24 protein-coding genes and 1 tRNA gene are annotated in these 26,975 nt (G+C 43.8%); 10 read left to right on the forward strand and 15 right to left on the reverse strand.

From position 1 onward, the window contains the following. Positions 1 to 8 precede the first annotated feature (8 nt). From D7Y06_RS14875 to D7Y06_RS14895, 5 genes are all read right to left on the reverse strand, one after another. Positions 9 to 3,932 carry a DUF6273 domain-containing protein gene (locus tag D7Y06_RS14875; protein WP_158591382.1) on the reverse strand — a complete coding sequence of 1,308 codons (3,924 nt, stop codon included), beginning with the start codon at positions 3,930 to 3,932 and terminating at the stop codon, positions 9 to 11. Positions 3,933 to 4,032: 100 nt separating this feature from the next. Next, entirely contained in the window at positions 4,033 to 4,803 is a 771-nt protein-coding gene (locus tag D7Y06_RS14880) for a hypothetical protein (RefSeq protein ID WP_120408563.1), read from the reverse strand. 21 nt (positions 4,804 to 4,824) lie between these two features. Continuing rightward, positions 4,825 to 5,613 (reverse strand): hypothetical protein, encoded by a 789-nt coding sequence (locus D7Y06_RS14885; protein WP_120408564.1) that lies wholly within the window; start codon positions 5,611 to 5,613, stop codon positions 4,825 to 4,827. A gap of 101 nt (positions 5,614 to 5,714) precedes the next feature. Next, positions 5,715 to 8,246 (reverse strand): DUF6273 domain-containing protein, encoded by a 2,532-nt coding sequence (locus D7Y06_RS14890; protein WP_158591383.1) that lies wholly within the window; start codon positions 8,244 to 8,246, stop codon positions 5,715 to 5,717. An 84-nt stretch (positions 8,247 to 8,330) separates the two neighbouring features. Further along, positions 8,331 to 10,478 (reverse strand): fibronectin type III domain-containing protein, encoded by a 2,148-nt coding sequence (locus tag D7Y06_RS14895; RefSeq protein WP_147415678.1) that lies wholly within the window; start codon positions 10,476 to 10,478, stop codon positions 8,331 to 8,333. 185 nt (positions 10,479 to 10,663) lie between these two features. On the opposite strand from D7Y06_RS14895, the gene D7Y06_RS14900 reads away from it, so the two are divergent. The 8 genes from D7Y06_RS14900 (at position 10,664) to D7Y06_RS14925 (ending at position 14,289) form a co-directional block, all read left to right on the forward strand. Continuing rightward, entirely contained in the window at positions 10,664 to 10,981 is a 318-nt protein-coding gene (locus tag D7Y06_RS14900; RefSeq protein WP_120408567.1) for a helix-turn-helix domain-containing protein, read from the forward strand. A gap of 254 nt (positions 10,982 to 11,235) precedes the next feature. Beyond that, positions 11,236 to 11,700: a helix-turn-helix domain-containing protein gene (locus tag D7Y06_RS14905; RefSeq protein ID WP_120408568.1), complete on the forward strand. Its 465-nt coding sequence runs from the start codon at positions 11,236 to 11,238 to the stop codon at positions 11,698 to 11,700. Between the two features lie 47 nt (positions 11,701 to 11,747). Further along, positions 11,748 to 11,821, forward strand: a tRNA-Val gene (locus D7Y06_RS14910). Between the two features lie 220 nt (positions 11,822 to 12,041). Next, positions 12,042 to 12,470, forward strand: a complete 429-nt coding sequence (locus D7Y06_RS14915; protein WP_120408569.1) for a BlaI/MecI/CopY family transcriptional regulator — start codon at positions 12,042 to 12,044, stop codon at positions 12,468 to 12,470. Continuing rightward, a complete protein-coding gene (locus D7Y06_RS27130) occupies positions 12,445 to 12,669 on the forward strand; it encodes a hypothetical protein (protein ID WP_243119339.1) in 225 nt (74 codons plus the stop codon). Before D7Y06_RS14915 ends, D7Y06_RS27130 begins: the two co-directional genes overlap by 26 nt. A 70-nt stretch (positions 12,670 to 12,739) precedes the next feature. Beyond that, the gene (locus D7Y06_RS27135) at positions 12,740 to 13,132 is read left to right on the forward strand and encodes a M56 family metallopeptidase (RefSeq protein ID WP_243119340.1); all 393 of its coding nucleotides are present in this window, start codon (positions 12,740 to 12,742) and stop codon (positions 13,130 to 13,132) included. 36 nt (positions 13,133 to 13,168) lie between these two features. Next, positions 13,169 to 13,696 (forward strand): hypothetical protein, encoded by a 528-nt coding sequence (locus tag D7Y06_RS27140; RefSeq protein WP_243119341.1) that lies wholly within the window; start codon positions 13,169 to 13,171, stop codon positions 13,694 to 13,696. A 74-nt stretch (positions 13,697 to 13,770) separates the two neighbouring features. Beyond that, positions 13,771 to 14,289, forward strand: a complete 519-nt coding sequence (locus tag D7Y06_RS14925; RefSeq protein WP_147415679.1) for a hypothetical protein — start codon at positions 13,771 to 13,773, stop codon at positions 14,287 to 14,289. A gap of 56 nt (positions 14,290 to 14,345) precedes the next feature. Here D7Y06_RS14925 and D7Y06_RS14930 read toward each other — a convergent pair whose 3' ends face one another. From D7Y06_RS14930 to D7Y06_RS14965, 7 genes are all read right to left on the reverse strand, one after another. Then, on the reverse strand, positions 14,346 to 14,543 hold the full coding sequence (locus tag D7Y06_RS14930; protein WP_330566475.1) for a PIN domain-containing protein: 198 nt from the start codon (positions 14,541 to 14,543) through the stop codon (positions 14,346 to 14,348). Between the two features lies 1 nt (position 14,544). Continuing rightward, on the reverse strand, positions 14,545 to 14,817 hold the full coding sequence (locus D7Y06_RS14935) for a type II toxin-antitoxin system Phd/YefM family antitoxin (protein ID WP_243119343.1): 273 nt from the start codon (positions 14,815 to 14,817) through the stop codon (positions 14,545 to 14,547). Positions 14,818 to 14,914: 97 nt separating this feature from the next. Beyond that, a complete protein-coding gene (locus D7Y06_RS14940) occupies positions 14,915 to 16,390 on the reverse strand; it encodes an L-fucose/L-arabinose isomerase family protein (RefSeq protein WP_120408571.1) in 1,476 nt (491 codons plus the stop codon). Between the two features lie 4 nt (positions 16,391 to 16,394). Then, positions 16,395 to 17,870 carry a xylulokinase gene (gene xylB / locus D7Y06_RS14945; protein WP_120408572.1) on the reverse strand — a complete coding sequence of 492 codons (1,476 nt, stop codon included), beginning with the start codon at positions 17,868 to 17,870 and terminating at the stop codon, positions 16,395 to 16,397. 498 nt (positions 17,871 to 18,368) lie between these two features. Beyond that, complete coding sequence (locus tag D7Y06_RS14955; RefSeq protein WP_120408573.1) at positions 18,369 to 20,420, reverse strand: beta-glucosidase; 2,052 nt, start codon at positions 20,418 to 20,420, stop codon at positions 18,369 to 18,371. A 28-nt stretch (positions 20,421 to 20,448) separates the two neighbouring features. Further along, positions 20,449 to 22,785 carry an alpha-xylosidase gene (yicI, locus tag D7Y06_RS14960; protein ID WP_120408574.1) on the reverse strand — a complete coding sequence of 779 codons (2,337 nt, stop codon included), beginning with the start codon at positions 22,783 to 22,785 and terminating at the stop codon, positions 20,449 to 20,451. Between the two features lie 25 nt (positions 22,786 to 22,810). After that, positions 22,811 to 24,385 carry an alpha-amylase family glycosyl hydrolase gene (locus D7Y06_RS14965; protein ID WP_120408575.1) on the reverse strand — a complete coding sequence of 525 codons (1,575 nt, stop codon included), beginning with the start codon at positions 24,383 to 24,385 and terminating at the stop codon, positions 22,811 to 22,813. Positions 24,386 to 24,561: 176 nt separating this feature from the next. Between D7Y06_RS14965 and D7Y06_RS14970 the strand changes: the two genes are divergently transcribed. Next, on the forward strand, positions 24,562 to 25,023 hold the full coding sequence (locus D7Y06_RS14970; protein ID WP_120408576.1) for a TspO/MBR family protein: 462 nt from the start codon (positions 24,562 to 24,564) through the stop codon (positions 25,021 to 25,023). A gap of 37 nt (positions 25,024 to 25,060) precedes the next feature. Here D7Y06_RS14970 and D7Y06_RS14975 read toward each other — a convergent pair whose 3' ends face one another. From D7Y06_RS14975 to D7Y06_RS26560, 3 genes are read right to left on the reverse strand one after another with little or no spacing between them, the layout of a single operon-like run. After that, positions 25,061 to 25,444 carry a VOC family protein gene (locus D7Y06_RS14975; protein ID WP_120408577.1) on the reverse strand — a complete coding sequence of 128 codons (384 nt, stop codon included), beginning with the start codon at positions 25,442 to 25,444 and terminating at the stop codon, positions 25,061 to 25,063. Positions 25,445 to 25,483: 39 nt separating this feature from the next. Then, positions 25,484 to 26,002, reverse strand: a complete 519-nt coding sequence (locus tag D7Y06_RS14980) for a helix-turn-helix transcriptional regulator (protein ID WP_120408578.1) — start codon at positions 26,000 to 26,002, stop codon at positions 25,484 to 25,486. Between the two features lie 49 nt (positions 26,003 to 26,051). Further along, positions 26,052 to 26,627 carry a hypothetical protein gene (locus D7Y06_RS26560; RefSeq protein WP_199714726.1) on the reverse strand — a complete coding sequence of 192 codons (576 nt, stop codon included), beginning with the start codon at positions 26,625 to 26,627 and terminating at the stop codon, positions 26,052 to 26,054. 108 nt (positions 26,628 to 26,735) lie between these two features. Here D7Y06_RS26560 and D7Y06_RS14985 point away from each other — a divergent pair, with 108 nt between their 5' ends. Beyond that, complete coding sequence (locus D7Y06_RS14985) at positions 26,736 to 26,903, forward strand: transposon-encoded TnpW family protein (protein WP_243119344.1); 168 nt, start codon at positions 26,736 to 26,738, stop codon at positions 26,901 to 26,903. The last annotated feature ends 72 nt before the right edge of the window (positions 26,904 to 26,975 follow it).

Genomic DNA, 26,975 nt, shown 5'->3' on the forward strand with positions numbered 1-26,975 from the left:
CCCCTTTCCTATTTGATTTTTATCTTTACTTTTGCCTTTTTGTTTGTCCCGTCTGTGGACTGTGCCGTGATTGTTACGGTCTTTCCCTTCCCGGCTTTCTTCGCCTTTACTTTCCCTTTTTTATCTACCGTGGCGTATTTCTTATTTGAAGTGCTCCATTTTAGGGTTTTGTTGGCGTCTTTGCCGTTTGTCTTTACTGTAGCTTTTAACGTCATGCTCTTTCCTGCTTTTAGGGTTTTCCCAGCTTTTTTTATTTGTACTTTGGTGACGGCGTTTTTCATAATTTGAATTTTGATTGTAGCTTTTTTCCCGCTTTTATCCTTCGCCGCCGCTGTTATTTTTACCATTTTTCCCTTTCCGGCCTTTTTGGTGGTGACAACGCCTTTACTGTTTACCGTGGCGTACTTCTTATTGCTGGTCTTCCATGTCACCTTTTTGTTTGATGCGTTTTTCGGGGATACGGAAACCTTTAAAGAAATTTTCTTTCCGGCAGCTATCTTTTTGGAAATGCCGGAGATGGAAAGTTTCTTTACTTTTTGATTCCTGTTTTCTTCTTTGCCCGAAGTCTGTTGATTATTATTTTCTTCTCTTTCAGTTCCATTTATGTTTTCATTCGTATTTGTCTGCCCGTCATCCTCTCCAGAGGGTTCTTTCATATTGTTATCCCCATCTGCTGTCCCTGGATTCGTATCCGCTTCATTTTTTTGTATCCATGCAATTTGGCTGCCAGATATATCCAAAAGTTCCAATCCAATCCAGCCATTTAATTTTAAGTCCGGTATCGTAAAATGGAAACTGCCGTCATATACTGCTGATATATTTTCTTTTGACAAGACTTTGTTCTTACCTTCATATTTCACTAAAGTAACATTAATATCTTCTTCCATTTCAACATTATACAGGGAAATAACTAATGAAGCGCTGTTTTCCCCATTATCATACAAAACTACACGGGCATCATCCTGATATTTTTCTGAAATGATAACGGAATAGTTTTTCAGCAGGACAGGTATTTTTGCAAATCTGGCGGTAACTGTTTTAGATTCTAATGCTGTAAAACGATAATTTGGATTATATTCTACCAGCACACCTTTTTCATACCATCCTTCAAACCGAAACCCCTCTTCTGCAAAAGCAGTCAGTTCCACAGAATCTCCTTTTACATATTTTCCAATGCCTGTAATTACACCATTTCCTTCCGCTGCACCCTGGATGTCAATATCCGTATTCCCATCATCCGCTGCAATATATTCACTGGCATTTATTTTTTCTCCGGCGCTGCCAATCAGTGGAATACTGTCCACATCATCTGATATTCCTGCTGTTTCCAAAGCCTGTCCGTACTCCACCCCCTTTGACAACGGAACATCATAATAGTTTAACCTGCCTGCGGAAGAACCATTTTGGTATTCTTCCAGCATATAATTCATGCTTCCATCGTCTGTACCAGTTAATTTATAATGAACTTTCCTGTCTTTCGGAATATATACCGTTTTAACATCCCCATTTAATTCAATATAAATACCATCCGTATATGTTACGGCTCCATCTATAACAGAGCCAATTAGCTTTTTATTTTCATCATATACCTCGACATCTACAGGGCACTGGAATACAGACTTCCAAAAAAATTTCATTTTTTCCCCCATATTCATGCTGTCATAGGTGTTATCATTATACAAATAATCGTACAGTGCGCTTTCCAGATTCTTCCTGGCAGATTCAATCCCTTCCAGGGCATTTTTTACTGCAGTATCCGTTATTTCTTTATCTGTGTAGCCTAATTTTGTAATCGACTGATACAATTCTTTCATATCTCCTGACTGGATGAATTGTAAAGCGTCCTCAGCCTTTTTTACAGAAGAAATACTTTTTACCAAATCCATGCCTTTCTTCATGTCGAGCAATGAGGTTAAAAGTTTTCCATAACCTTTTTGTACCAGATAATCCGTTTTAGAGCCTAAATATTCCTTTAGCATATCCTCCGTGACTGTGCTTAACTGTGATTTTTGCCTGAAATCTTTCCACAAAGAAAAGGCTGCCTCTTTATACAGTTTCTTTACCTCACCGGACAAATCTTCTATATACTGGTTTATAGCAGCGCTTACCACCTTGCCATTGCTGCAAAATGACCCCATATAAGGCTCCTGGCGTTTCCCTTTACCACCGTAGATTGTTACGCCGCCAAATGCCTGTCCGAAGATTCCTGTTTTATTTAACTCTACAGTATATCCATTAGAACCTTTCCCTTTAAAGCTTTCACTTTCCTGCTTGACTGCGTCATAAATTTTGTTTACCACTTTGGCATTTATCTGTGTCATTGACTGTGAAGTATCTATATCCAGTTTAATAATTTTCTCATCCATTCCCGTCTGTATACACTTTTTCAGAAAATCATATAACACCTCGTATGCGTCATCCACAGCCTCGTCCGGGGCAAGGTCACTTATTGTTAATAACTGGTTTGTTTTTCTGCTTGCAGCAGCTTCATCCCATTGCCTCAACTGCTTAAAATTTTGCGGTTCGGTATTCATCTTCTGCAAATCCTTCTTGAATTTTTCTGTCACCAAAGTATAAAAATCGTTGACTGCTCTATTGTATGTTACTGTCTCGTAGTAGATATTTTTCACTCTTGACTTTTGCTGTTCAGTTTCTGCAGAAGATGCTCCGCTTCCTCCCCCTTCCCCGCTGGTTCCATCGTCCGCTAATGACCAGAGACCAGAGGACAGATTGATATGCAAAGCTGGCACAATCGCACCATCATTGCTATCGACATTATTACCATACCTGTAGACGTACCCGCTATAGCCGACTTTCGCGGCATCATCTGTACTGATGCCCGGCGAGCGCAGCCACCACCAGCAGTTGCCCTGATACTCTGTACTGGAATTCGTATATGCTCCCATTGCGTGGGAATAGTCGCTGGCCTGCACCTGGCGGCTTTTGGAATCGGTACTGTATTCTTCACAGAACCCAAGGGAAGAATCTGTCACTTCCTCAATGGAAAGCAGGTATACGTTATCATTGGTATTGTTCCCGCCCTCTGTATTATAATAAGGATTGTCCTCATTTACCACCGTCTGGGACACAACCGCCCCCTGCTCTGCACTGCTGAAAGCTGTGTTATAAAATGTACCGTTCAGCCAGTTCCTTAAGGTACAGTTCTCCCATGTGGTTGACTTGTATTCTTCATTGTAGTCCTTGCAGTTAAGCCCACGATCCGCCACAAGAAATAAGGTGGAGCCGTTGTTTTTAAGTACCCTCCACTTGATGCGTTCCCATTTGAAATAGCGGTATGTACTGTCACCGAAATAACTGCTGTTGTTGGTGTCCTCTTGGCTGATTTTGCGGTATTTCGTGCCATTGACCCAGGTGTCCCCGTTTGCATCATAGCCTGCTTCGGTGACGGCGGAGGTCAGGCTGTTCCCGGTGACTTCCGTCTGTGGGTAGCTGCCGAAATACACATAGCTCCAGTCGGTATAATCCGTGCCGTCATCCTTTTTCGTACAGTGGTGGACGGGGTTTGCCGGGGAGCCGGAGAAAAGTTCCTCTTCCACTTCCTCCAAGTTCAGGTTTTCCGTATCTTCCGACAGGCTGTTATCCCCCTGGGTATCTTCCTGCACAGAGTCTCCGGATTCCATCGGTTCCGGTTCTAAACTTTCCGATTCTTCTTCCGCCTGCGTAGATTCCAAAATCCCAGAAGATTCCTCTGTCCCATCCAGACCGGATACCTCTGGCATATCTGATATATTCTGATTTTCCGACGCCGATTCTTCCGGCTGCTTTGTGCCTGACTGCTCCGCCGTCATTTCGGAGGAAATTTCCGGTTTTACCGTATCGGCAAACACCGTGAAATCCTGCATACTGAACAGTACCGCTGCTGACAGAATCATGGACAGCAGCCTGCTTTTTACCCTGCTTGTTTTTTTCATACTCTTATCCTCTTTGTCTAAACTTTTACTCATTTGCTCAATCAATAATACTTTCCTTACAGATTCAGAAAGAGCGCATCGAACATTTGCTGCTCTTTTTCTAATTTTTTGGCATTTTAAAAACAGAATAACTTATTGTACCAATCTCTTTTGTCTTGGTATTCTGATACTGGACAGTAAATACTGTCTCTGCAAACATACGGGTGTAATAATAATAACTCCAACTGTTATCATAGCTGTACTCATTGCTATATTCATTCTTATATGCATATTCGCCCAGCTTAACATTTGCATTATTCTTGATCTTTTTTTCCACCTGTTTCCCCTGGGCATCATAGGTCTGCATCGTAATGGATTTCAGCTTAAACCCTTTATTCATAGTCACTTTGAACTTGCCGGACTTTTTGCTCACTATAGAATAGGGATAGGTAGATTTTCCCGCAAAAACAGCCTTTTTTACAGGAGAATTATAAGCAGTTGCAGTTGTGGCTGTAACGTTTACTGTATGTTTGCTGACCACTTTATTTTTTTCATTGCACACGCTAAAGGTAACTTTGTATTTCCCCGCTTTTTTTGCATACATGCTAATCTCTGCATAATTGTTTGACGCATCTGAATACCAGGAATCCCAGTTCTGAGTTGTCTGTTTTACCAGAAGGTCACTGCTGTTTGATTTCAGGTTCTTGATGGTCCTTCCCTCTTTAAAATATGTAATCTTTACAGGGACATTGTAAGTTTGTCCCACAATAACCAAAACATTCTTAGCGGATACTTTTACTTTTGCAGCAGGTTCCATATTGGGAACTAAAAACGCTGTAAACATAATACATATCACAAGGACTATATTGGTTAATTTCTTCCATGTTTTCATCTCTTATCCTCCTTGTATTTTTTAATTATTTGGCAGCCGGTAAAAATAACAGGATGCCGTCATGGGCTGACCCGTATATTTATCTTTGTACACGATTTCAAATTTTGTCTTGGCCAGAAGGTCTGCATTCCAATAATCCTGATATGAACTTTTTGTTTTTTCAGAAATATACCTGTATTTTCCCAAAGTCACTTTTGCACCGTTTTTAATCTTTTTCCGTACCTCCTTGCCTGACTTCTTGTAGGTAACCATGGTAATAGATTTTAAAGAATATCCTTTATTCATGGACACCTTAAATGCACCGCTTCCGCTCTGTCCAATGGCAGTTTGACCATATGCTGAATTAGGGGGAAGAGATGTAAAACTTGTCTTACCCGCAAAAGTAACTTTCTTTACCCCGACTTCGTTGTTGGCATATACTTTGACCGAATGGGAACTTACCACATTCAGATTTTTGTCCACTACGTCAAAGGTAACCGTATAAGTTCCTTTCTTTTTTGCATGTAAACCAATTCTGGCATATCCCCAGGGATTATCTTTGTTATATGTTCGTTTGGATGAGGTTGCATCAATATTTGTCACACGGGAAATCAAATTTTTACTGGATGTTTTTACATTTTGAACCTTATAGTCCCCCTGTGAAAATTTGACTTCTATATTACTGTCATACGCATAAAATTCTTTTAACCCAATGTGCACTTTCTGGGGCGTTGTTGCCGCCAATACCGGAGTATCTAAAACCAGAAGCATTGACAGGGCAACGCAGATTGCAGATATTATGCAGATGATTCTTTTTACAGCTTTTTTCATAAAGCTTCCCTCCTGTTCTGTGGTATTTTCTCATGTTTTTTGCTGCGTTTGTTCGATGCGCTCTTTCTGAATCTGTAAGTTCATTTCTTTTCCTTGCAAATTTATTTTATTTTCAGCCTTACGGAGGCTTTTTTATTGCTTCCGTCTGTGGCTGTGGCCGTAATTGTAACTGTTTTTCCTTTCCCAGCTTTCTTTGTCTTCACCTTTCCTTTGGAATCCACCGAAGCGTATTTTTTATTGGAAGTGCTCCACTTTAATGCCTTATTGACATTTTTTCCGTTTGTCTGGACTGTGGTTTTCAAAAGTATGCTTTTGCCCGCTTTTAAATTCTTTGGAGCCTTTTTTATCTTCACCTTCGTAACGGCATGTTTCATCAACTTTATCTTATAGGAAGCTTTTACTTTACTTCCGTCTGTGGCCATTGCCTTAATGGTTACAGTTTTTCCTTTCCCCGCTTTTTTTGTGGTGACAACGCCCCTGCTGTTTACTGCTGCATAACGTTTGTTGTTGGTTTCCCATTTTATTTTTGGATTTGCTGCATTTTTCGGTGATACATCAGCTTTCAGGGAAATCTTTTTTCCGGCGGCTATTTTTTTTGAAATGCCGGAGATGGATATTTTTTTCACTTTTACTTCCTGTTGCCCCTGGTTATCATCTCCGCCGGGCTTCTGGCTGGTGTCCGTAGGCGGCTGGCTGTCTCCTCCCTGTTCCTGATTGGCGTCTGTGGGCGGCTGGCTGTCCCCTCCCTGTTCCTGGCTGTCTAAACCGCCTCCTTCCCCGCTGGTTCCATCGTCCGTTGCATGCCAAAGCCCGGAGGACAGATTTATGTGCAAAACCGGGACAACCCCATAGGTATCGTAAATCACAAAACTGCCTTTACTATTGACAGATCCGTTTCGGACATCCGCAGAAGTATAGGCATTCTGGCCGGGGGAACGCAGCCGCCACTCGCAGCTTCCATCATCGCCCAGCCCTAACCCACTGACACAAGCGCAGAAATCGCTGCCCTCCACCCGGCGGCTGGCGGATTGTACATCCAAATCTTCACAGAACCCATAGGACGGCGCTGCTGCTTCCCCGATAGAAAGCAAATATACTTTATCCCCTGTATCGTTTCCGCCCTCTGTGCCATACTGGGGATTATCCCCGTTTGCCACCGTCCAGGGAACCACCGTCTCCTGCTCCGCTCTGCTGAAAGCTGTCCGGTAAAAGGTATCGTTCAGCCATCTTCTCAGGGAGCAGTTTTCCCATGTGGCAGAGTCTCCCTTATAATCGTAAGCCCTGCCGTCCAGCCCCCTGTCCGCCATAAGGAACAAAGTAGATCCTTCCATCTGCAGCACTTTCCATTTGATACGCTCCCATTTGAAATAGTGGTAAGTAATATTCCCGGAGGAATCCTTTTTGCCGATTCTGCAATATTTGATTCCATCCACCCAGGCATCTCCATTAGCGTCATAATTTGCCCCGGTAATGGCAGGAGTCAGTGCGCTCCCGGTGACTTCCGTCTGGGGGTAGCTTCCAAAATAGACATAACTCCATTCTGTGTAATCGGTGCCGTCGTCCCCTTTTGTACAGTAATGTACCGGATTGGCAAGGGATCCGGGTGTGGATGGTTTTTTGTGGCTTTCCCCGCTTGCAGCAGACCAGCAGTCGGAAGACAGATTGATATGCAAAACCGGTACGACAGCGTCATATTCATTGTACATATAACCGTTTCTCTGAACGTACCCACTATCCTCGACAACCGCAGCGTCTTTTGTGTTCCCTCCGGGAGAGCGCAGAAGCCACTGGCTATTCCCCTGATAGCCTTTATCGGGGCTTATCCATGCTCCCATAGCGTTGGCAAAGTCGCTGGCCCCTACCCGGCGGCTGACGGAATATGTGCTGTAATCTTCGCAGAATCCGTAAGACGGGCTGGTAACTTCCTCCGTGGAAAGAAGGTATACTTTATCCAAAGTATCATTCCCGCCCTCAATGTTATATTCCGGATTGTCCTCCATTACCACTGTCTGGGCAGCTACCGCCTCCTGTTCCTCTGCACTGAAAGCCGCACTGAAAAACGTGCTGTTCAGCCAGCTTCTGAGGGTACAGTTTTCCCATGTGACGGAAATCCATTCGTCATTGAAAAGCTTACAGTCCATGCCCTGGTCTGCCATGACAAATAAAGTGGAACCATCGTTCTGCAAAACTTTCCATTTTATGGGTTCCCACATAAAATAGCGGTATGTCCTTCCACCAAAATAATCATCTTTACAGGTATCGCTTTTGCTGATTCTACGATATTTCGTGCCCTCCACCCAGGCATCCCCGTTAGCATCGTAACTGGCCCCGGTAATGGCAGAAGTCAAATCGCCCCCGGTGACTTCCGTCTGGGGGTAGCTGCCGAAGTTGATATAACTCCAGTCGGTGTAGTCTGTGCCGTCATTCCCTTTCGTGCAGTGGTGGACGGGGTTGGCAGGCTGGCCTTCCCCTGCTGCATAAACTGTTTCTTCTGACTCTTGTAAATCCACTGACGGGTTTGATACAGCCTCCCCCGCCCATGCCGGAAATGCCTGCATGGCAGGAAGGATTGCCAGCGCCAGGATAAAGGATAAAAATCTGTTTCCCGGCTTATTCTTGCTTTTTTCTTTCATGCTGATCTCCTCTCTCGTACCATATTTTAAATACATTACCTCTTGGTTTCCTATAATACGCATCCTTTTCCTTTTTTATATGATTTACTTCACCCTAACCTTCTTCTTCCCCGAATATTCCCCATAATATTTCTTGCCTCTCACTTTCTTATACGCCCGCACTTTATAATAATACGTCTTCTTCCTGCTCACCTTCTTGTCCGTAAATGACACCTTATTCCAGGATTTTAATGTCCCAATCTTCTTATATTTCCCGTTCTTGGTTTTTGAGCGGTAAACCTCATATCCGCTGGCGCCACTGACTTTCTTCCACACAATCTGCACCCGTTTGGAGGACAAACTTTTTGCTTTTGATATCTTCACTTTTGCAAGGGCAACTTTCACAGTCTTTTTCGATGAGAAATCACTGTACAGCGTCCCCCCGCCATCGGCGTAATACCCCCGCACTTTGTAAGAATATGTCTTTCCCAAAGTTACATTTTTATCTGTGTAGGACTGCGTATTGCCGTTTGCGATTGTCTTTAATAATGTATATTTGCCGCCCTTTCCCACAGCCCGGTATATCTCATAACCGCTGGCATTGGAGACTCCTGACCAGGATAGTTTCACCTGCTGCTTTCCTGTCACACTTGCCGAAATCCACGGGGTGGAATCTGTAAAATTGTATGTAACTTTAAAATGGTATGGCACATCACTCCAATGCCAATCGCCATTGATTCTCACATAATAAGTACCTGCCGCCGCAAAATATGGTGAAGTCACTAAATCACTTTTCCCTGTACAGGATGCCACTTTTAACTCTTGAAAAGATGCGTCATATAATCGAACCTTCCATAAACTGTTGTCACTATTTACAACGTCATGTCCAAATGCAATGCTGATAAACCCCGGCCTTTGGACATCCAATTTGTAATAATCTTTGTCATTATCATCCTTGATACTTCCATTCACATATGTATCCATAGAAATGAAATCTGAAGTTTCAAAATTTTCATTTAACTCTGTTTCCCAGTCGGATGCAGGCGTATAATTTACTTTCAGGTTATAGGCAGCATCTGACCAATAAGATTTTGTTACTCTGACATAATAGATTCCTGCCGGAACGCCTACCACCGCATATGACCGGTTAAGTGTTTTTCCATCGGCGTCTCTGCTGATTAATTCCTCATAACTTCCGTTAAATATTGTAATATTCCAGTAATTCCTGTCGGAATCCACATAAGTATGCCCAAAATCAAAATTTACATATCCTGCCTGAGAAATTTCAAATCTGTAAAAATCTTTATCACTATCTTCCCGGATGCTTCCATTTACGTTTGAATTGACAGCCAGTGCATTTGCCGTCTGAAAAGATTCATTCCGTTCCTTTTCCCATGCATTAGATGCTTCCGTATGAAAAATAAAATTGTAAGATGCTTCCGACCAATATACTTGCCAGGACCTAATCTCCATTATTCTGATATAATAGGTCCCCGCCGGAATCCCCAGTTTTCCATAGATTCTATTCAGTTTTTTCCCAGAAGCATTCCTGCTCATCAATTCTTCAAAATCCTGGTTATAGATTCTTATATTCCAAAAATCCCAATCACTATCTACATATTCATGGTTAAATTCAATATAAGCCATTCCATCCTGCGGCACTTCAAATTTATAAAAATCAAGATCATTACTTTCTTGAATACTTCCGCATACAGCAATATTTGTACCAAAAACATTTGCAGACTCAAAGGAATCATTTTTCTCTTTTTCCCAACTATTAGAAGCCACAAAATGGACAACAAAATTATAAGATATATCTGACCAGTAATAACCGGGATTTATTTTGATATAATACGTCCCCGCCGCAAGCCCCACAGAGTGATAGGTCGTAGTCAACTTTTTCCCATTAGAACTTCTATCTGTGATATATTCATAGGAACCATTATAGATACTGAAATTCCAAAAATCTGAATCACGGTCCACATACCCATGGTTAAATTCCACATAAATATACCCCGCCCGGGGCAAAGTAAACTTATAATAATTCTCTGTACTGGACGTGGGCAGCGAACCATTTACCGTGGTATTTACCGAAATACCCCTTGCGTCTGCAAATCCGCTGGTATCCGCCCCCAGGGAAAACTCATCCTCTTCCAAATTTGCCCCCCAAGCTGAAATTTGTCCCTGCAAGGCCAAAATCAATCCACAGCACATGAAAATCCGTCCTATCCATTGCATTATTCTAATTTTCAAACTTTTTCCTCCTTCTTTCCCTTCATGCATAAAATTCTTAATATATGTCTATTATAATACTGTTTTCTAGTATTTTTCAATATAAACATTCTGAATACTAGTACTAATTTGGAAGAATCTGATAAAAACAATACAATAGAGGATATCTTGATTCAACTTTACAAGAAAATACATGAGGGATTTATATGACTTTTGGAGAAAATCTGCAAAATTTACTGGATGAACGGGAAATTACCCAAAAAGAATTTGCCTCCAGGCTGAATATTGCTAAAACAACAATGAACGGATATATAAAAAACAACCATCAGCCAAATATAGAAACTATAAAGGCTATGGCAACTACTTTAAATATATCTACTGATGAACTTCTGGGACATGAAATGCCCGATACTCTTTCGCACAAAGAACAGTTACTTATACAACGTCTGCGGCGGCTGACCGTCAAAGAACGCAATCTTATTTTCAACTTAGTTGCCCTGGCTGACAAACATTCCTCTCTTTAAGCCATTCACTTCTTCACTACACCACTTTTTCTTGAGTAATAATTTTTTAACAATATTGCTGCTTTTATACTAAAATAAGCAGCAACCATACAAAAAATAAATAAAGTCTATCTATTTCCAATCCCAAAATCAAACGTTGGTATGTATAAGTATAAAAAACTTGCATTTCCACGCATATTCTCTTTTTGAGGGATGTTCTTTTTTATAAAAACCTTTAAAATATAAGATATAAACATATTTTGGAGGTATATAAGATGAACCAAATTTTGACAGGAAAGTTCATTGCCCAAAAGCGAAAAGAAAAAAACTTAACCCAGGAACAGCTTGCGGAAAAAATCGGAGTTTCCAATAAAACGGTTTCAAAATGGGAAACAGGAAAATGTATGCCTGACTACTCTGTTATTGAATTGTTATGCAAAGAATTAAACACCACACTCCCAGAGCTGATGAATGGCGAAGAAGATGAAAAAAGTATACATACATATGACAATGAACAGATTGTTGAAATGCTAAAAGAAATACAGGATTTGAAAAGAAGCAAATCTTTATTCATTGGATTTGTTTTAATTATTATGGGCGTGGTTATGATTGTACTTTCACAAGTATTTAGAGACACAAGTATTCAAAATTTTCTTTCGGGTTTTTTGTTAGGGTTATCTATTGCGGAATTTTTGGCAGGTTTATTCTTTCTGGCCCGCTTTGTGGCACGAAAAGAATAAAAAATATTTGTTGCATTTCAAAATGATAGTGCTATAATATTAGACATGGAAGCATAGCTCAGCCGGGATGAGCGTTCGCCTCACACGCGAAAGGTCATGGGTTCGAGCCCCATTGCTTCCACTTATAAAAAGTCCATGGGCAAATGACCATGGGCTTTTTTGCTGCCTGCAGCAAAGACAGCCGACTGCTTTTGGCGAAGTGCATACGAAGAGCATACACACCGCCGGAACTGGACAAAGGAAATCAAAACAACAAACATTAACATTTTAAGGAACATGCGTTAACAAATATAAAGTTTCATCCGATATAGATTTAAACATAGTAAAGGGGGACTGACCATATGGAAAAAGAAACTACTCCCAGCCAAAGCGAATGGCTGATTATGGAAGTATTCTGGGCAAATGATACGCCTTCTATGACTGCAAAGGAAGTCATAAGCAAAATAAAGGATAAGTCAGATATGTCGCCCAGGATGGTGCGTGTCCTGCTAAACCGTTTATGGCAGAAGGGCGTTTTAAGCTATACCGTAGATGAACATGATTTAAGGGTTTACCACTATTCTGTGCAAAAATCAAAAGAGGAATGTCAAAAGGAAAAGAGCAGGAAGTTTGTAGACAGCTATTTTGAGGGCAGCAGGAAAAACGCAATGGCGGCATTGCTGCAAAGTGCAGATTTAACGGAGGAGCAATTCCGGGAATTAGAAGAAATTTTGGAGCAATGCAGGGAAAAGGAGCATCAGAATCATGACGGTACAGGAATTTTGGGATAGTGGAATTGGCCTGTTAAATGTTTGCGCCCTCTATTATGTCATACAGCTTTTAAGGTGTGTGCTGCTTTCTTTTCCGGTATGTGCCATTGTTTTTACTTTGCGAAAAACGGTGCTGAAAAACAGGGTGTTTTTAAAAGGCGCAGTATGGAGCTTATTTATACCTGTTCTCTTTATGGGAAGAATGCGTTTTTTTTTATGAAAACAATACAGGTGTAAAACTGTTTACCTCCTGGACGGTGACCTGCAGGAACCATATATGGATATGCTGGTTGTATGTATGGGGTGTGTCCGCATATGCCGCCCTGCTGTTTTACAGAAGGCGAAAACTGAAAAAATCCCTTGCAGGCATGGAAAAAAGAAAGGTATGGGATACAGTTATCTATGTTACAAAAATGCCTGTGACCCCCTCCACCATGGGAGTGTTCCGGCATAAAATCGTCATTCCGGAAATCATATTAAAAGAATACAGCAGGGAAGAATTACAGACCATCCTGCTCCATGAAAAAACACATATCCACCTGGGGCATTTACTGTTTTACCTTTTGTGGGATATACTAAGGACTTTGTTGTGGCTTAACCCGTTTCTTACCATCGGCACAAAATATTTCCGGGAGGACATGGAAGAAATCTGCGACTTCGTAACCATTCAACGGAGTGGGTGAAAAGCATACGAATACGGCCGTCTCTTACTGAAAAGCATGCGGATTTTACAGGCAGAAAATGAAAATTTCAATATGTATGCCGCTTTTGCAGGGGATAAAGCGTACAAAAGCCTCCGGCAGCGGGTGACAAAGATTGCAGGATATAGACCATATAAACGGGTTTGGGCAGCACTTGCGCTGACTTTTGCTATGGTGTGTGTAACAGCGGCAGTTTTAAAGATACATAATATTTCCTATGGCCGATACACGGAAGATGAAAGAATCCTGGTATACGGCTGTGATAACGGCGGCGTTACCTTTTTTGATGACAGCAGCGCCTTGCAGGAGATGATTTCCTATGACAACAACTATGTTTATGTAGATAAAAACGCCTTTGAAAATTTTTTATGGGAAAACCATGCAGAAGGGCAAATCTTTATTGTTTTTGGAGGATTTGTGAAACTTCCCGGCTTTGCAGGCGGAGGATATTCCTGCCTTTATGAAAGAAGTTTGGAGGATGGGAAAAGCCGGATTTTTTATGGAAACCAGGAGAAAAATATAACCAATTTGTTTAAATATTTGTAAGGAGAACACAAAAACTTATGTTTTAAAATATTATGGAACTGTTAAAAATTACTTGCGACAAGGAGGAAAATCATATGGCAATTACAGGCGTGGGCAGTTACAGCAGTGTTTATGAAAACACCTATGGGGCAGCAAGGGAATATACCCAGAGGCTGAAAGATGTGGAATCTGTTATGAAATGGGCTGATAATTATCACAAATCCGCAGGGTCTACTGTAATTGTCAGGCATGACTATATTGACGAAAACGGCAATCTATCTCATTTTGCCATTTCTGTGAGAAAAGATGCATTAAATGAAAAACTCCGCAAAGAAGCACAGGAAAATGCCGAAAAGCAGATTGAAAAATCCCGTGAAAATGCCCGTAAGAAAACAGAGCAGCTTTCGGAGCAGTTAGAAGAAAAAGCAGAAGAAGCTAAGGATAAAGGGGAGACCCTGCTCACCGAAAAAATCGGGGCTGCAAAGGACGGCAAAATTTTTCTTGATAATGAAGATATGCAGACAATCATTGCGGCTGCAAAGAAAGAAAATCAAGGGAAAGCAGACAATAAAAAGCCGGTTTCCCCAGGAACGAATTTTGATATGCAAATATAGTTTAAAGCTATGCCCCAACGGAACTTCCATGGGGCATAACTTTATTGCTAATTGTTTTAGTTTTCTGCTAATTTTTCAAGAAATTTCTCCGGCGAAAAAACAGGAAGTGCTGCAGCTCTGTAGTCTTTTACATTTCTGGTCACAATACAGTCAGCGCCAATTCGGATGGCTGTCTGTACCATAATGGCATCCTCATAATCCTTCATGGGAGAACCAATGGCAAGCTGGCAGTCTGTGGAAAAGGTATCCTTCACATCAAACAATGAAATTTTGCAAAACGTCCACAATGACGCAGGTATCAATCAGTGCTTTCATACATTTTCTGCCCTTTTCCCTACGGGATTCCTCCAGTGTGATGTCTGCCGGAATCACACCCAGGAGAGATTTTGCCATTTCCACCCGGTCTGCATTAGGATTGGATAATTTTGCAACAACTTTGCCATTTTGCGTGATAAAAATATCCTCACTCTCTGCAAGCTGCAGATACTTACCAAGGTTCAATTTTAGTTCGGCAGCTGTAATTGACATACAAAACGCCCCTTCCATAAATTTTTTGCTTTTCCTTATTATATTTAGATTATAGGAAAATATCAACAATTTTAAATATAAATACGGTGCTCTTTTTTTATACAAAGGGATTTTCCGTAGGATACATCATGCCCTTTGGCCTGTTAAAATCAATCTCCTCCACAGCTACCCCGATATATTTAAACACTTCATACAAAGCTTTCCCAAAGTGCCCGAATGCCACGGCCCCGTGGTGGGGATAATTCTTTTCGATTAACACATGGCGGTAGAATCTGCCCATTTCCGGTATGGCAAAGACGCCGATTGCCCCAAAAGAGCGGGTTGCCACGGGAAGCACTTCCCCCTGGGCGATATAGGCCCGGATTTTTGCATCTGCGGTGCTCTGGAGACGGTAGAATGTAATATCCCCCGGCGCAATATCTCCCTCTAAGGTTCCCTGGGTTACTTCCTGGGGAAGGGTTCTTGCCATAATAAGCTGATACTTCATCTCACAGAAAGAGAGCTTGCTGGAAGCTGTGTTTCCACAGTGGAATCCCATAAAGGTATCTTTTAAGGTATAATCATGTTTCCCCTTGATCTCCGCATCATACATATCCGCCGGGACAGAATTGTTGATATCCAAAAGGGTTACGGCATCCTGGCTTACCACTGTTCCGATAAATTCGCTTAATGCGCCGTAAATATCAACTTCACAGGAGACGGGGATTCCCATTTTTGTCAGGCGGCTGTTCACATAACAGGGCACAAAGCCAAACTGGGTCTGGAAGGCCGGCCAGCATTTTCCCGCAATGGCCACAAACTCCCTGCTTCCCTTGTGTCCCTCTACCCAGTCTAAAAGAGTAATCTCATACTGAGCCAGTTTGCTTAAAATCTCAGGCTTTTTATTTCCTGCCCCAAGTTCCTTTTCCATATCCGCCACAACACCTGGAATCCTCTCATCCCCGGCATGGTTGTTAAAGCTTTCAAATAAATCCAGCTCAGAGTTTTCCTCAATTTCCACACCCAGATTGTAAAGCCCCTTGATGGGGGCGTTGCAGGCCAGGAAATTCTGGGGGCGAGGGCCGAAGGATATGATTTTTAAACTGTTTAATCCGATAACGGCCCTTGCGATGGGGGCAAATTCAGAAATCATTTCTGCGCATTCCTGTGCCGTTCCCACGGGATACTCCGGTATGTAGGCTTTTAAGTTTCTCAGTTTTAAATTGTAGCTTGCGTTTAAAACGCCGCAGTAGGCATCCCCCCTGCCCTGTACCAGGTTATCCCCGGTTTCCTCCGCCGCAGCAATGACCATGGCAGGCCCGTCAAATTCTTTGACCAAAAGGGTCTCCTCTGTCTCCGGACCAAAGTTCCCCAGGTATACCACCAGGGCATTACAGCCTGCCTGTCTCACATCCGCAAGGGCATTTCTCATGTGGATCTCATTTTCCACGCACACGGGACATTCGTAAATCTCCCCATACTTGTCCTGGTAAGCCTTCACTACTGCCTTTCTCCTGTTTTCCGAAAGGCTCATTGGAAAACAGTCACGGCTCACTGCTACGATTCCGATTTTTGCTTTTGGCATGTTGTTCATAGTTTTAATCCTCCCATAGTTTTTGAAATACCGGTTTTAATGCAGGATAAATTTCCTTAAATTTATCATATTGCTTTTCGTACTTTTTCACAAGTGTTTCTTCCGGTTTCATGACTTCTTTTACTTTGCAAATCTTTTTCGCCGCCTCTTCCACTGTGTCATATTCCCCGCAGGCCACAGCCGCCAGCATTGCCGCTCCCATGGAAGGGCCTTCCTCGTTTTCCGGCACTTCCAAAGTAAGGTTTAAGATGTTTGCCACAATTTTTTTCCACAGGGAGCTTTTGGCCCCGCCGCCGCAGATTTTGGAAACGGAGACTTTGATTCCAAGTTTTTTTCCTATCTCAAGGGAATCCTTTAAGGCAAATGCCACCCCTTCCAAAACAGCCTGGGTCATATCCTCCCGCCTGGTATCCATGGTGATTCCGATAAAAGTCCCTCTGGCCAATGGGTCGTTGTGGGGGGAGCGCTCTCCCATAAGATAGGGCAGAAAATACACATGGTTTTCCCCCAGGTTTTTGATGTTTTCCTGCTCCTTCCCGTACTCTTTTGTGCCGATAATCTCATCCATCCACCACATATTGCAGGAGGCGGCGGAGAGCATACAGCCCATAAGATGATAGTTTCCGTCCGCATGGGCAAAGGCGTGGAGGGCATTGTGTTCATCCATGCGAAAGCACTCCGAAGGGATAAACAGCGTGCCGCTGGTACCAAGGGATATATTTAAGGCTCCCTTTCCCACTATGCCGGTGCCAACGGCCGCCGCCGCATTGTCCCCGGCTCCCGCTGCAATTTTTACTTCCGGGGAAAGCCCTAATTCCCCGGCAATTTCCGGCTTTAAAGTTCCCACAGCCTGATAGCTTTCGTAGACTTTTGGCAGCCACTCCTCTTTGATGCTTAAAATCTCACACATTTCCTTTGACCATGTCCTGTTTTTCACGTCAAAATACAAAGTACCGGAAGCGTCGGATACGTCTGTGGAAAAAACGCCGCTAATCTTGTAGCAAAGATAGTCTTTGGGCAGCATTATTTTTGCAATGCGGGCAAAATTTTCCGGCTCATTTTTTTTCATCCACAAAACCTTTGGGGCGGTAAACCCGGTAAAGGAAATATTTCCTGTATATTCCGCCAGTTTTTTCTGGCCGACCTCGCAGTTTAAATAGTCGCATTCCTCCGTCGTCCTGCTGTCGTTCCACAAGATGGCGGGACGGATGACCTCATCCTTTTCATCTAAAGCCACAAGGCCGTGCATCTGACCCCCAAAACTGATTCCAGCCACCTTTGACCTGTCGCAGTCTTTCAGCAGTTCCTTTAGGCCCTCTATGGTCTGAGAAAACCAGTCCAAAGGGTTTTGCTCCGACCAGGCGGGCTTGGGGAAAAATATGGGGTATTCCCGGCTGGTGATTTTCTGGATGGTTCCTTTTTCGTCCATCAGCAGGAGTTTTACGGCTGATGTGCCTAAATCGATTCCGATGTAATACATTTTGAACCTGCCTTTCTATGTATATTTTAAATATTGATCAAATTTTACCTATCCTTTGATACTCTCCTAAGAGAGTGAAACATTGATATTTCAATTCTTTTCTTCAAACTGGAAGTTAAACGTTCAATATAAATGCAAAATTATCGCTTGCTTGAGTAAACTCGATAAAGGTACAAACAATTTCAACAATCAAACATACACCCATGATTAGGCTTCTATTAGCCTTTTCTGCAATATCTGGGATTAAAATCATAGTCTATACAATAATATCCTTCCACTCAGTAATAATGTTTCTCACCTGTTCTTCTGACATCGGATAAAAATCTTCATATTTGCTAACTTCTTCATCCGAAAAATAGTGCGGCGAAGCAATCAAAATATTATCACACACTTGTACGTATTTATAAATCTCCTGCATTTCATCATTGATTGCACATCCGTTGTTTTTCCAACAATTCCGACAATCCAGGCAAGGAGAAATATTGCATCTGTAAGCATCTACAATTTTATATCCCCCTGCAATCTTATATCGAAAAGAGAACTTCCCACTGCATAGGGGCCATTCCCTTCCACTGCAATTTCCACCAGCTTTTCTTCTCCGGGCTCCAGATATACTTTCTCAAAACCTTTCAATTCTTTCACCACGTCTGCCCCGTCCTGCACCAACTGGTATGCCTGAGCAGTCTCGCTTCCCGGGTTTTTCCCGGTATTTTTCACGTAACAGCTCACCATCCCGGGTTTTACAGACATTTTCCGGTAGGCAAAGGAAGTGTAGCTTAATCCGTGCCCAAAGGGGAATAAAGGTTCGATATGATATTTTTCATGGTAACGGTAGCCCACGTATTTTCCCTCTTTATAAGCTACAGTTTTTCCCCCGGGAAATTCCCCCAAGGCGTGGGCGGAACAGTCCATATGATTTTTATAAAAGGTCTCCGGGAGTTTTCCGGAAGGGTTTACGTCTCCAAATAATACGTCGGCAAGGGCATTCCCCCCCTCCATCCCTGCGTAGTAACTCCACACCAGGGTGTGGGCCTTTTCCTCCCAGGCGGTCATATCCACGGAGCTTCCTCCTATCATCACCACAAGCATATCTTCCCTTACGGCAAAAAGCTGTGAAATCAGTTCGTCCTGCCCGTAGGGAAGGGCCATATCTGCCCGGTCATTTCCCTCAGTGTCATGGTCATGGTTTAATCCCCCCACAAAGATTACCCTATCGTAGCTTTTGTCTCCCGCCAGTTGTAACGCCTCTTCTTTTAAGGCATTCCGCTTTTTCACAAGGGCCTCTTCCTGGGAAGTATCCGTTTTCCCTATGGAGCCGCCCCCGTTTTGCAGGCTGGTTTCCTGCCAGTTCTGCCCGGATTCCTCACTCTTTTCTTCCCGGCAGTAACCCGAAGCATAATCCACTTTTACATTTCCCCCCAGGTGGGTTTTGATTCCCATAAGAGGTGAGATTTCATAAAGGGCTTTGATTTCCGCACTTCCCCCGCCGTTTGAGTGGATGCACTGGGCATTCTCCCCAATTAACAGCACTTTTTTCAACTCCTTTTTGGAAAGGGGGAGCACCTTGTCCTCATTTTTTAAAAGGACAATGGATTCCCTTGCCACGTGAAGGGCTGCCTTTCTGTGCCCCGGGGTGTTGTAGACACCGGTTTTCCGTTTGCCGTCAAACATATGTAGTTTTTTCATTAAGTGAAGAATCCGAAGAACTTTTTCATCAATAACACTCTCATCGATTTCCCCTGCTTCCACTTTTTCTTTCAGTGGATTTGCCATACAGTAGTCGTCAAAATCATAGGTGACGGACATTTCAATATCAAGTTCGGATTTTGCGGCTTTCTCCGTGTCATGGACGCCGCCCCAGTCGGAGATTACCACCCCGTCATACTGCCACTCATCCCGCAATATCTTTTTTAAGAGAAAATCACTCTCACAGCAGTATTCCCCATACAGGCGGTTATAAGCCCCCATTATAGTGTAGCTTCCGGCTTTTTTTACGGCGTCATAAAAAGCCGGGAGATAAATTTCCCGAAGGGCCTTTTCCTCAATCTCCACTTCCACATTTAACCGCTCCGTTTCCTGGCTGTTTGCGGCAAAATGCTTGACGCAGGCCGCCACGTCAAAGGACTGCACCCCCTCTATATAGGGAACCGCCATCTCCTTTGTAAGATAGGGGTCCTCACTGAAATACTCAAAATTCCTGCCGCAGAGGGGGCTCCTCTTGATATTGACCCCGGGGGCAAGAATAATGTCTTTTCCCCTGCCCCTGGCCTCCTCCCCCAACACGCTTCCCGTGTCCCGGGCAAGGTTCCTGTTCCAGGTAGCCGCCAGGGCGCTGTTGCAGGGAAGATAGGTCACATAATCATCCGTAAGCCCTATGGGTTTCCAGTTGGCAGGTTCAAACTCATTTCTCACCCCCATAGGGCCGTCGGACATTACAAGGGGCGGTATGTTCAGGCGTTTCACCCCTGCGGTAGAAAAAAGCTCCGCCCCGTGTATCATGCCGATTTTTTCCTCTAAGGTCAGCTTCTCTAAAATCTCTTTTGGCTCCATTTTTTCCTCCTCCCAGAAAAGCTTTCAATTATGCCAGATGGCAGACAAGCTCTGCCTTTGTATTTTCCACTGTGACAATGCTGTCATTTCCCTGTACCGTTAGGTTTCCTCCCGTAACTGCCTTAAGGCCCACGCTTACAAAGCGCAGGGTGTAGGGCTTATCCGCCTGTGTCTTACAGACTAAGGTGTTTTTCTCAAAATCTTTAACAATGGTAAGCATCAGCACAGGTTTTCCTCCCTCAAGCACAACAGTGGATGCCTGGTCTGTTACCTGGTAAACCCGAAGCTCCATCCCCTCACTGTAGGAATCTGCGGCGCAGGTGATATTTGTGTTGGTGGGGATAATGCTGTTTTCCCGCACCATCAGCGGAATGGAATGATAGTCATGGTGCTCTTCTCTCCACACATTTCCAGCAACTTTCTCCCCGGTAAAATAATTTGTCCAGGTTCCTTTGGGAAGATAGTAGGATGCCTGGCCCTTATCGTTAAAGATTGGCGCTACCAACAGGTTGTCTCCCAGCATGTACTGTTTATCCAGATAAGCGCAGATAGGGTCTCTCTCGTACTCTAAGACCATGCTGCGCATCATGGGAACCCCGGTTTTTGCAGTGGTGGCTGCACTGCTGTAAAGGTAGGGCAGAAGGGAAAGCTTTAACTTGGTAAAGAACCGCACCACGTCCACCGCCTCATCGTCATAGGCCCAGGGCACCCGGTAAGAGTTGCTTCCGTGGAACCTGCTGTGGGTGGACAAAAGCCCGAAGGCCGCCCAGCGCTTGTACACATCCGCCGTGGAAGTGGCCTCAAACCCTCCGATATCATGGCTCCAGTAACCGAAGCCGGACATGGTGAGGGACAATCCTCCCCGCATGCTCTCTGACATTGCCTCGTAATTTGACCAGCAGTCCCCGCCCCAATGTACTGGGAATTTCTGTCCCCCTGCGGTGGCGGAACGGGCAAAGAGCACAGCCTCCCCTTTTCCTCTTTTTCTCTCCAAAAGTTCATATACGGTTTTATTGTAAAGATAAGTGTAATAATTGTGCATTTTCATGGGGTCGGAGCCGTCAAAATACACCACGTCCTCCACGGGAATCCTCTCCCCAAAATCTGTTTTAAAGCAGTCCACCCCCATATCCAAAAGGACTTCCAACTTGTCCTGGAACCACTTGCAGGCATCGGAGTTGGTAAAGTCCACAAGAGCCATACCGGGCTGCCACATATCCCACTGCCACACATCCCCGTTTGTCCTTTTTACAAAATAGCCCTTTTCCATTCCTTCTGCAAAAATATCCGACTCCTGGCCAATATAGGAGTTAATCCACACGCAGACTTTTAATCCTTTGTCTTTGATGCGTTTTAACAGGCCATTAGGGTCAGGGAATACCCGGCTGTCCCACACAAAATCGCTCCAGTGGAACTCCTTCATCCAGAAGCAGTCAAAGTGGAATACCTGTAAGGGAATTCCCCGCTCCTCCATGCCGTCGATAAAGCTCATCACCGTCTCTTCGTCATAGTTTGTGGTGAAAGAGGTGGAAAGCCAAAGCCCAAAAGTCCATTGGGGAGGAAGGGAGGGTTTTCCTGTCAAATCCGTGTATCTCACTAACACGTCTTTCATGGAAGGCCCGTTAATCAGGAAATAGTCAAGGCACTCCCCGGGAACGGAAAATTCCGCCTTTGAAACATGCTCCGTGCCTATCTCAAATGAAACTTTCTCCGGGTGGTTTACAAACACACCGTAGCCTTTGTTGGTAATATAAAAGGGAACGTTTTTGTAAGACTGGTAGGTGCTGGTGCCCCCGTCCTCGTTCCAGATATCCACGCTCTGGCCGTTTTTGGCAAAGGCGGTGAAACGCTCCCCCATGCCGTAAACCATCTCCCCCACAGACAGGGAAAGTTCCTGGCGCATATAGGCATCCCCGCCCTTATCGTAGGCAAAGCCTTTCCAGTCTGTTTTCATAAATCCTAAGTCTCTGCCGCTGCTCTTTGTAATCACTTCCCCGTCCCGAAGATAGGTCATACTGAATGTCTCTTTTATAATGACAAGGGAAAGGCTTCCGCTTTTTATACAGATTTCCTCATCATTTTCCGTCACATCCAAAGTTTCCTCCCCCAGGGAAAGTTCAAATTCCGGGCCTTTGTTTTTTACCCCTGCGTGATGGTAGGTACGCACCCGAAGCACCTCCGGGGCCGGGGAGGTAATCTCCAGTGTAAGGTTAATCCCCCCCAAAGTGTCCCCCCTGTGGGAAATCCGCGCCGTTGGGGTAAGAATTGTCACCTTTTTGTCCTCTTTTTTCACAAAATACACCTGCTGGGGCGCAAAGCACTCACATCCCTCTTTCTGCAGCCAACATCCGTTTCCAAAAATCATTTCCTATACCTCCATCTTCTCTTTTCTAGTTATATTTCTTACCGCCGTTTCCTGCACACTTAAGAAACGCCGCACTTTCCGCTGGCAGACATAAAACTCCCGCCTCTCTTTTTGCCGGTTTTCCCAGGGTATAAATCCTTTCCTTAACCTCATAGGGGCATTTGCAGCAAACTTCCTTTCCAGATGGGTTTAACGCTACAAGGATCTCCTCCTCCCCCGCCCTCCGCAGATACGCCAGCGGATATTTTTCCGGTTCACAGTACAAAAATTCAATGCCGCCGGATGCACAGAGAGCCGGATACTTTCTTCGTATTTTTATGAGCTTTTGTATTTCCCGCCAGAGGGAATCTTCTCTTAACATCTCCTCCGATACCACCGGAGCGTCCTCTGATTCATCCTGGGGCGTATAGAGCATTTCCCTCTCCCCCTCAGAAAATCCATAATTCTTTTCGCAGTTCCACTGCATGGGAGTCCTGGCTCCGGTGCGGTTATACCCCCCCTCCACGGAAGTGAGCTTTAAATGGCGCAGGCCAATTTCATCCCCGTAATACAAGAAGGGCGCCCCGGGCATGGAAAGCAGAAAAGCAAATGCCATTTTCATTTCTTCCGGGTCAAGGAATTTTCTCATTCTCTCCATATCGTGGTTGCCGGAAGGAATACAGATCATCCCTTTTCCCTCTGTCAGCCGGTAATTTTTCTTATAAGTCTCCACAAACAGGGAAGCGTCTCCCCGTCCCTCCCTGGAAAAATAAGGATGCTCACAGCGGAACAAGTCCATGTAATGGGAAGGCCCGAAATGGAGAAGGAAATCCATGTGGAACCCTCCCATCAGGGATTTGTCCGGCTCTCCCCATTCCGAAATCATCACCGCATCCGGGTAATTCTTGTCCAAAAATCCCCGCATATCCTGCCAGAGTTTCATCGTCTCCTTATGCCCTTCATCATTTTTAATCAGGGAGGCTGCCATGTCCACCCGAAACCCGTCACATCCCTTGGAAAGCCAGAAATCCATCACATCTTTCATGGCCTGCCTGGTCTCTAAGGCTTCCGGTGAATCCACGGCGCTCTGCCAGGGTTCTTTTGGATTGGCAAATCCGTAATTTAATGCGGGCTGGTTGGAAAAGAAGTTTACCGCCACACAACCGTCCCGGAGAAAAAGCCCCCTTAAGGAGCCTGTTATCCCCTCATAATCCGCCACATCCCTCCACACGCTGTCGCTCCAGATATATCTTCCCTGGTAAGGGTTTTCCTCCGCTTTTGAGGATTCTTTAAACCAGGGATGCTCCGTGGATGTATGCCCCGGAACCAAATCCAAAATCACATGCATTTCTCTCTTGTGGGCCTCTTGAAAGAGATGTTCCAAATCTTCATTGCTTCCATAGCGGGGCGCCACCTGGCAGTAATCCGCCACATCATACCCTGCATCCCCAAAGGGGGAGAGATAGCAGGGATTCAGCCAGAGGGCGTTGCAGCCCAGCTCCCTGATATAGTCCAGTTTTCCGATAATACCTGGAATATCCCCGATTCCGTCCCCGTTGCTGTCACAAAAACTCTGGGGATAAATTTCATAAAATACACTATTTTCCAGCCAATTCGCCATGTTTGTCCTGCCTCCCTGGAATATTTTTCACTTGTCATAATTATACGTTTTTTCCTGCAATATTTCTACTGTAAAAATTCAAGATGAAACACCGGGAGAATTAGAGAAAAATTTTGTCTTTTTATCAGTTACAAAGCATACAAGTAGTAATAACCACTTTGGGAGCATATCCTGTTATGAATAATAAAAATAAATCTGATTTTATCTTGTTCCTGCTCATCCCTCTGGCCGTAGGCGCCCTGTCCGCCCTGTTCATCGGGACTATGTCCTACTCTTCTTTTCAAAAACCTGCGGTAAGCCCCCCTTCCTGGCTCTTTCCCATTGTATGGACTATACTTTACATTTTAATGGGCATTTCTTCCTACCTTATTTATTCTTCCAATAATGCAGGAAAAACAAAAGCCCTTACAACCTATGGGCTGCAGTTGGTTTTTAATTTTTTCTGGAGTATCCTGTTTTTCCGGTATTCCTTATATTTCTTTGCTTTCCTGTGGCTGCTTGCACTGATACTGCTTATTGTGATTATGATATATCAGTTTTACAAAATAAGCCCTCTGGCGGCATATCTGCAAATCCCCTACCTCCTGTGGTGCATTTTTGCTGCGTATTTGAATTATGGAATATATAGACTGAATTAGAAAGACGGGGTTCAGAATGGATGGTTTGTATCAAGAATCAGATAGTAATTTCTATCTGATTTCCTTCAATTCCAACGATGCAGCTTTCATAATAGCCGTCTCCTGTTGTTCTGGGACCGCTTATTATTTGATACCCGTCTTCTTTTAACCGCTGGGTCAAAATATCTACTTTTTCTCTGCTTCCAACAGAAAAAGCAATATGAATATATCCGGCTTGCACCAGTTCTTTTCTACGATCTGTCATTCCGGGTTTGTTCATTATTTCCAGCCTTGCGCCATCAGAAAAAGATAAAAAATATGAGCGAAAACCTGTTTTTACATTATGGTATCCATCATTTGATACCGCCCCCAGATATTTTACAAAGAAATCCTTTACGGTTTCCAAATCTTTTACATACATTGCAATATGTTCAATTTTCATTTTTACGCTCCTTTAAGATTTAATTGATTTTTATATGCATCAGTCCTTTGTCAAATTTACAATCAGCTCCGAAGATATCCCCGAAACGCTAAGTTCGTTTTTGTCATCAGCAGGATTTTCATACTCTGTCACACTGCCGTCTTTTACATAATAAACCTCACATTTCCGCCCTTTATTTACAACATTCACAATATTCTTTTCGGGGATATGTACAATTGCTTTTGCCTTCCACTGATTGACGTCAAGCCTTCCCGTGATTTTATCCACAGTAATGTCATAGTCCATTTTGGCGGTAAATTCCAGGCTGCCGCTGCTGTCTGAAATCAGAACCTGACCTGCATCTCCGTCATATTCCAGACGCCGCAGATGAAGATTTTTTATCACAAGAAATTTCACGGAGGCTCCGATCTCGCAATGGTCTGCATACTTGTCCGGCAGTCCCTTTCCGGTTTCCCATTTCGTAATGGCCTGCCTGGAAACCCCTATTTTTTCGGCAAGCTGCTCCTGGGACAAACCTTCCTTTTTTCTTATCTCTTTTAATTTCTCTGAAAAATTCATGTAAAACCTCCATTTCTAATCCTTTAAAAGGGAATATACCGTAATTTTTTTAATGGGCGCTGCCAGAAGCACGCTGATGAAAAACGCCGTGGCAGTAAATATAAGGGCAAATGCAAGCAGAATCCAAAGTGACACCTGAAAGTGGTTTTTGACTGCCCCAATCTGGACAAAAATCCTCTGGTTGATGACCGGAAGATACCAGATTCCCGCAATCGCCGACAAAACTGCGGAGACAATGCCCGCATACATTTCCGCCGTTATTTACGCTTTGGATATAGCCGGTTACCCTATAATTTTCTGATTTGTCAGAGGAAGTGATCTCTATCCTGCTGCCAATGGGATACTCCTGTGCAAGGGCATTTCCCACTGCAATTTCATCTTCCCCTTTGGGACTGCGCCCCTCATAGCAGATATCATTTGTCACCTTTTTAAAATCTTCACACACAAAGGCGGTAAGACTTCCGTCCCCGAAACTCACCGATACCCCGGCGTATTCTAGCAGCTTGCGGGCGACGACAGCGCAGAATATACAATGATACTTCCTTACAGCCACAGTCCGAGCGTTAAGAGCGTCGCAGGCAATGGGTAGGGCTGCATGAAAACCATGCCGGGGTGAAATTCCCATGAGGTTATGCTAATAACCGTCCGATTAAAGCCTTTGTTTTCTTGAATAGTGGACTTGCTGCTATTCATAGACTGTATTATATGTTTGCAAAAGAAAGGGGGATTTTCTTTGACGCAAAACCAAACGCCCGTTACCACAACGGAGCATAAAATAGGAAAAGTTACTTACCTTGTATGTTTGTCCGCAAGTGAACGCGCAACGGACACACTGGATAAAAAGATAAAAAAGCTCATTCGCAAAGATATGGAGCTGAACCCCGCAAATGCCCGAAAATAGGCAATGTCATTAACTTAAGGAAAAGAACAATACCGGATGTCTTTACACCCATTCATGGGATAAAGACATCCG

The organism is Roseburia sp. 1XD42-69 (assembly GCF_003612565.1).
Taxonomy (GTDB): Bacteria; Bacillota; Clostridia; order Lachnospirales; family Lachnospiraceae; genus Roseburia_B.

What these genes read in the sequence shown, in the direction of transcription:
- yicI (WP_120408574.1), bottom strand. Translation starts at nt 22,785, where the DNA reads ATGATTTTTGGAAACGGATGTTGGCTGCAGAAAGAGGGATGTGAGTGC.
- D7Y06_RS14890 (WP_158591383.1), bottom strand. Translation starts at nt 8,246, where the DNA reads ATGAAAGAAAAAAGCAAGAATAAGCCGGGAAACAGATTTTTATCCTTT.
- D7Y06_RS14940 (WP_120408571.1), bottom strand. Translation starts at nt 16,390, where the DNA reads ATGAACAACATGCCAAAAGCAAAAATCGGAATCGTAGCAGTGAGCCGT.
- D7Y06_RS26560 (WP_199714726.1), bottom strand. Translation starts at nt 26,627, where the DNA reads ATGGGAATTTCACCCCGGCATGGTTTTCATGCAGCCCTACCCATTGCC.
- D7Y06_RS27130 (WP_243119339.1), top strand. Translation starts at nt 12,445, where the DNA reads ATGACGGTACAGGAATTTTGGGATAGTGGAATTGGCCTGTTAAATGTT.
- D7Y06_RS14980 (WP_120408578.1), bottom strand. Translation starts at nt 26,002, where the DNA reads ATGAATTTTTCAGAGAAATTAAAAGAGATAAGAAAAAAGGAAGGTTTG.
- D7Y06_RS27140 (WP_243119341.1), top strand. Translation starts at nt 13,169, where the DNA reads ATGCGGATTTTACAGGCAGAAAATGAAAATTTCAATATGTATGCCGCT.
- xylB (WP_120408572.1), bottom strand. Translation starts at nt 17,870, where the DNA reads ATGTATTACATCGGAATCGATTTAGGCACATCAGCCGTAAAACTCCTG.
- D7Y06_RS14915 (WP_120408569.1), top strand. Translation starts at nt 12,042, where the DNA reads ATGGAAAAAGAAACTACTCCCAGCCAAAGCGAATGGCTGATTATGGAA.
- D7Y06_RS14925 (WP_147415679.1), top strand. Translation starts at nt 13,771, where the DNA reads ATGGCAATTACAGGCGTGGGCAGTTACAGCAGTGTTTATGAAAACACC.
- D7Y06_RS14880 (WP_120408563.1), bottom strand. Translation starts at nt 4,803, where the DNA reads ATGAAAACATGGAAGAAATTAACCAATATAGTCCTTGTGATATGTATT.
- D7Y06_RS14975 (WP_120408577.1), bottom strand. Translation starts at nt 25,444, where the DNA reads ATGAAAATTGAACATATTGCAATGTATGTAAAAGATTTGGAAACCGTA.
- D7Y06_RS14875 (WP_158591382.1), bottom strand. Translation starts at nt 3,932, where the DNA reads ATGAAAAAAACAAGCAGGGTAAAAAGCAGGCTGCTGTCCATGATTCTG.
- D7Y06_RS14955 (WP_120408573.1), bottom strand. Translation starts at nt 20,420, where the DNA reads ATGGAGCCAAAAGAGATTTTAGAGAAGCTGACCTTAGAGGAAAAAATC.
- D7Y06_RS14900 (WP_120408567.1), top strand. Translation starts at nt 10,664, where the DNA reads ATGACTTTTGGAGAAAATCTGCAAAATTTACTGGATGAACGGGAAATT.
- D7Y06_RS14905 (WP_120408568.1), top strand. Translation starts at nt 11,236, where the DNA reads ATGAACCAAATTTTGACAGGAAAGTTCATTGCCCAAAAGCGAAAAGAA.
- D7Y06_RS14965 (WP_120408575.1), bottom strand. Translation starts at nt 24,385, where the DNA reads ATGGCGAATTGGCTGGAAAATAGTGTATTTTATGAAATTTATCCCCAG.
- D7Y06_RS14885 (WP_120408564.1), bottom strand. Translation starts at nt 5,613, where the DNA reads ATGAAAAAAGCTGTAAAAAGAATCATCTGCATAATATCTGCAATCTGC.
- D7Y06_RS14935 (WP_243119343.1), bottom strand. Translation starts at nt 14,817, where the DNA reads ATGTCAATTACAGCTGCCGAACTAAAATTGAACCTTGGTAAGTATCTG.
- D7Y06_RS14970 (WP_120408576.1), top strand. Translation starts at nt 24,562, where the DNA reads ATGAATAATAAAAATAAATCTGATTTTATCTTGTTCCTGCTCATCCCT.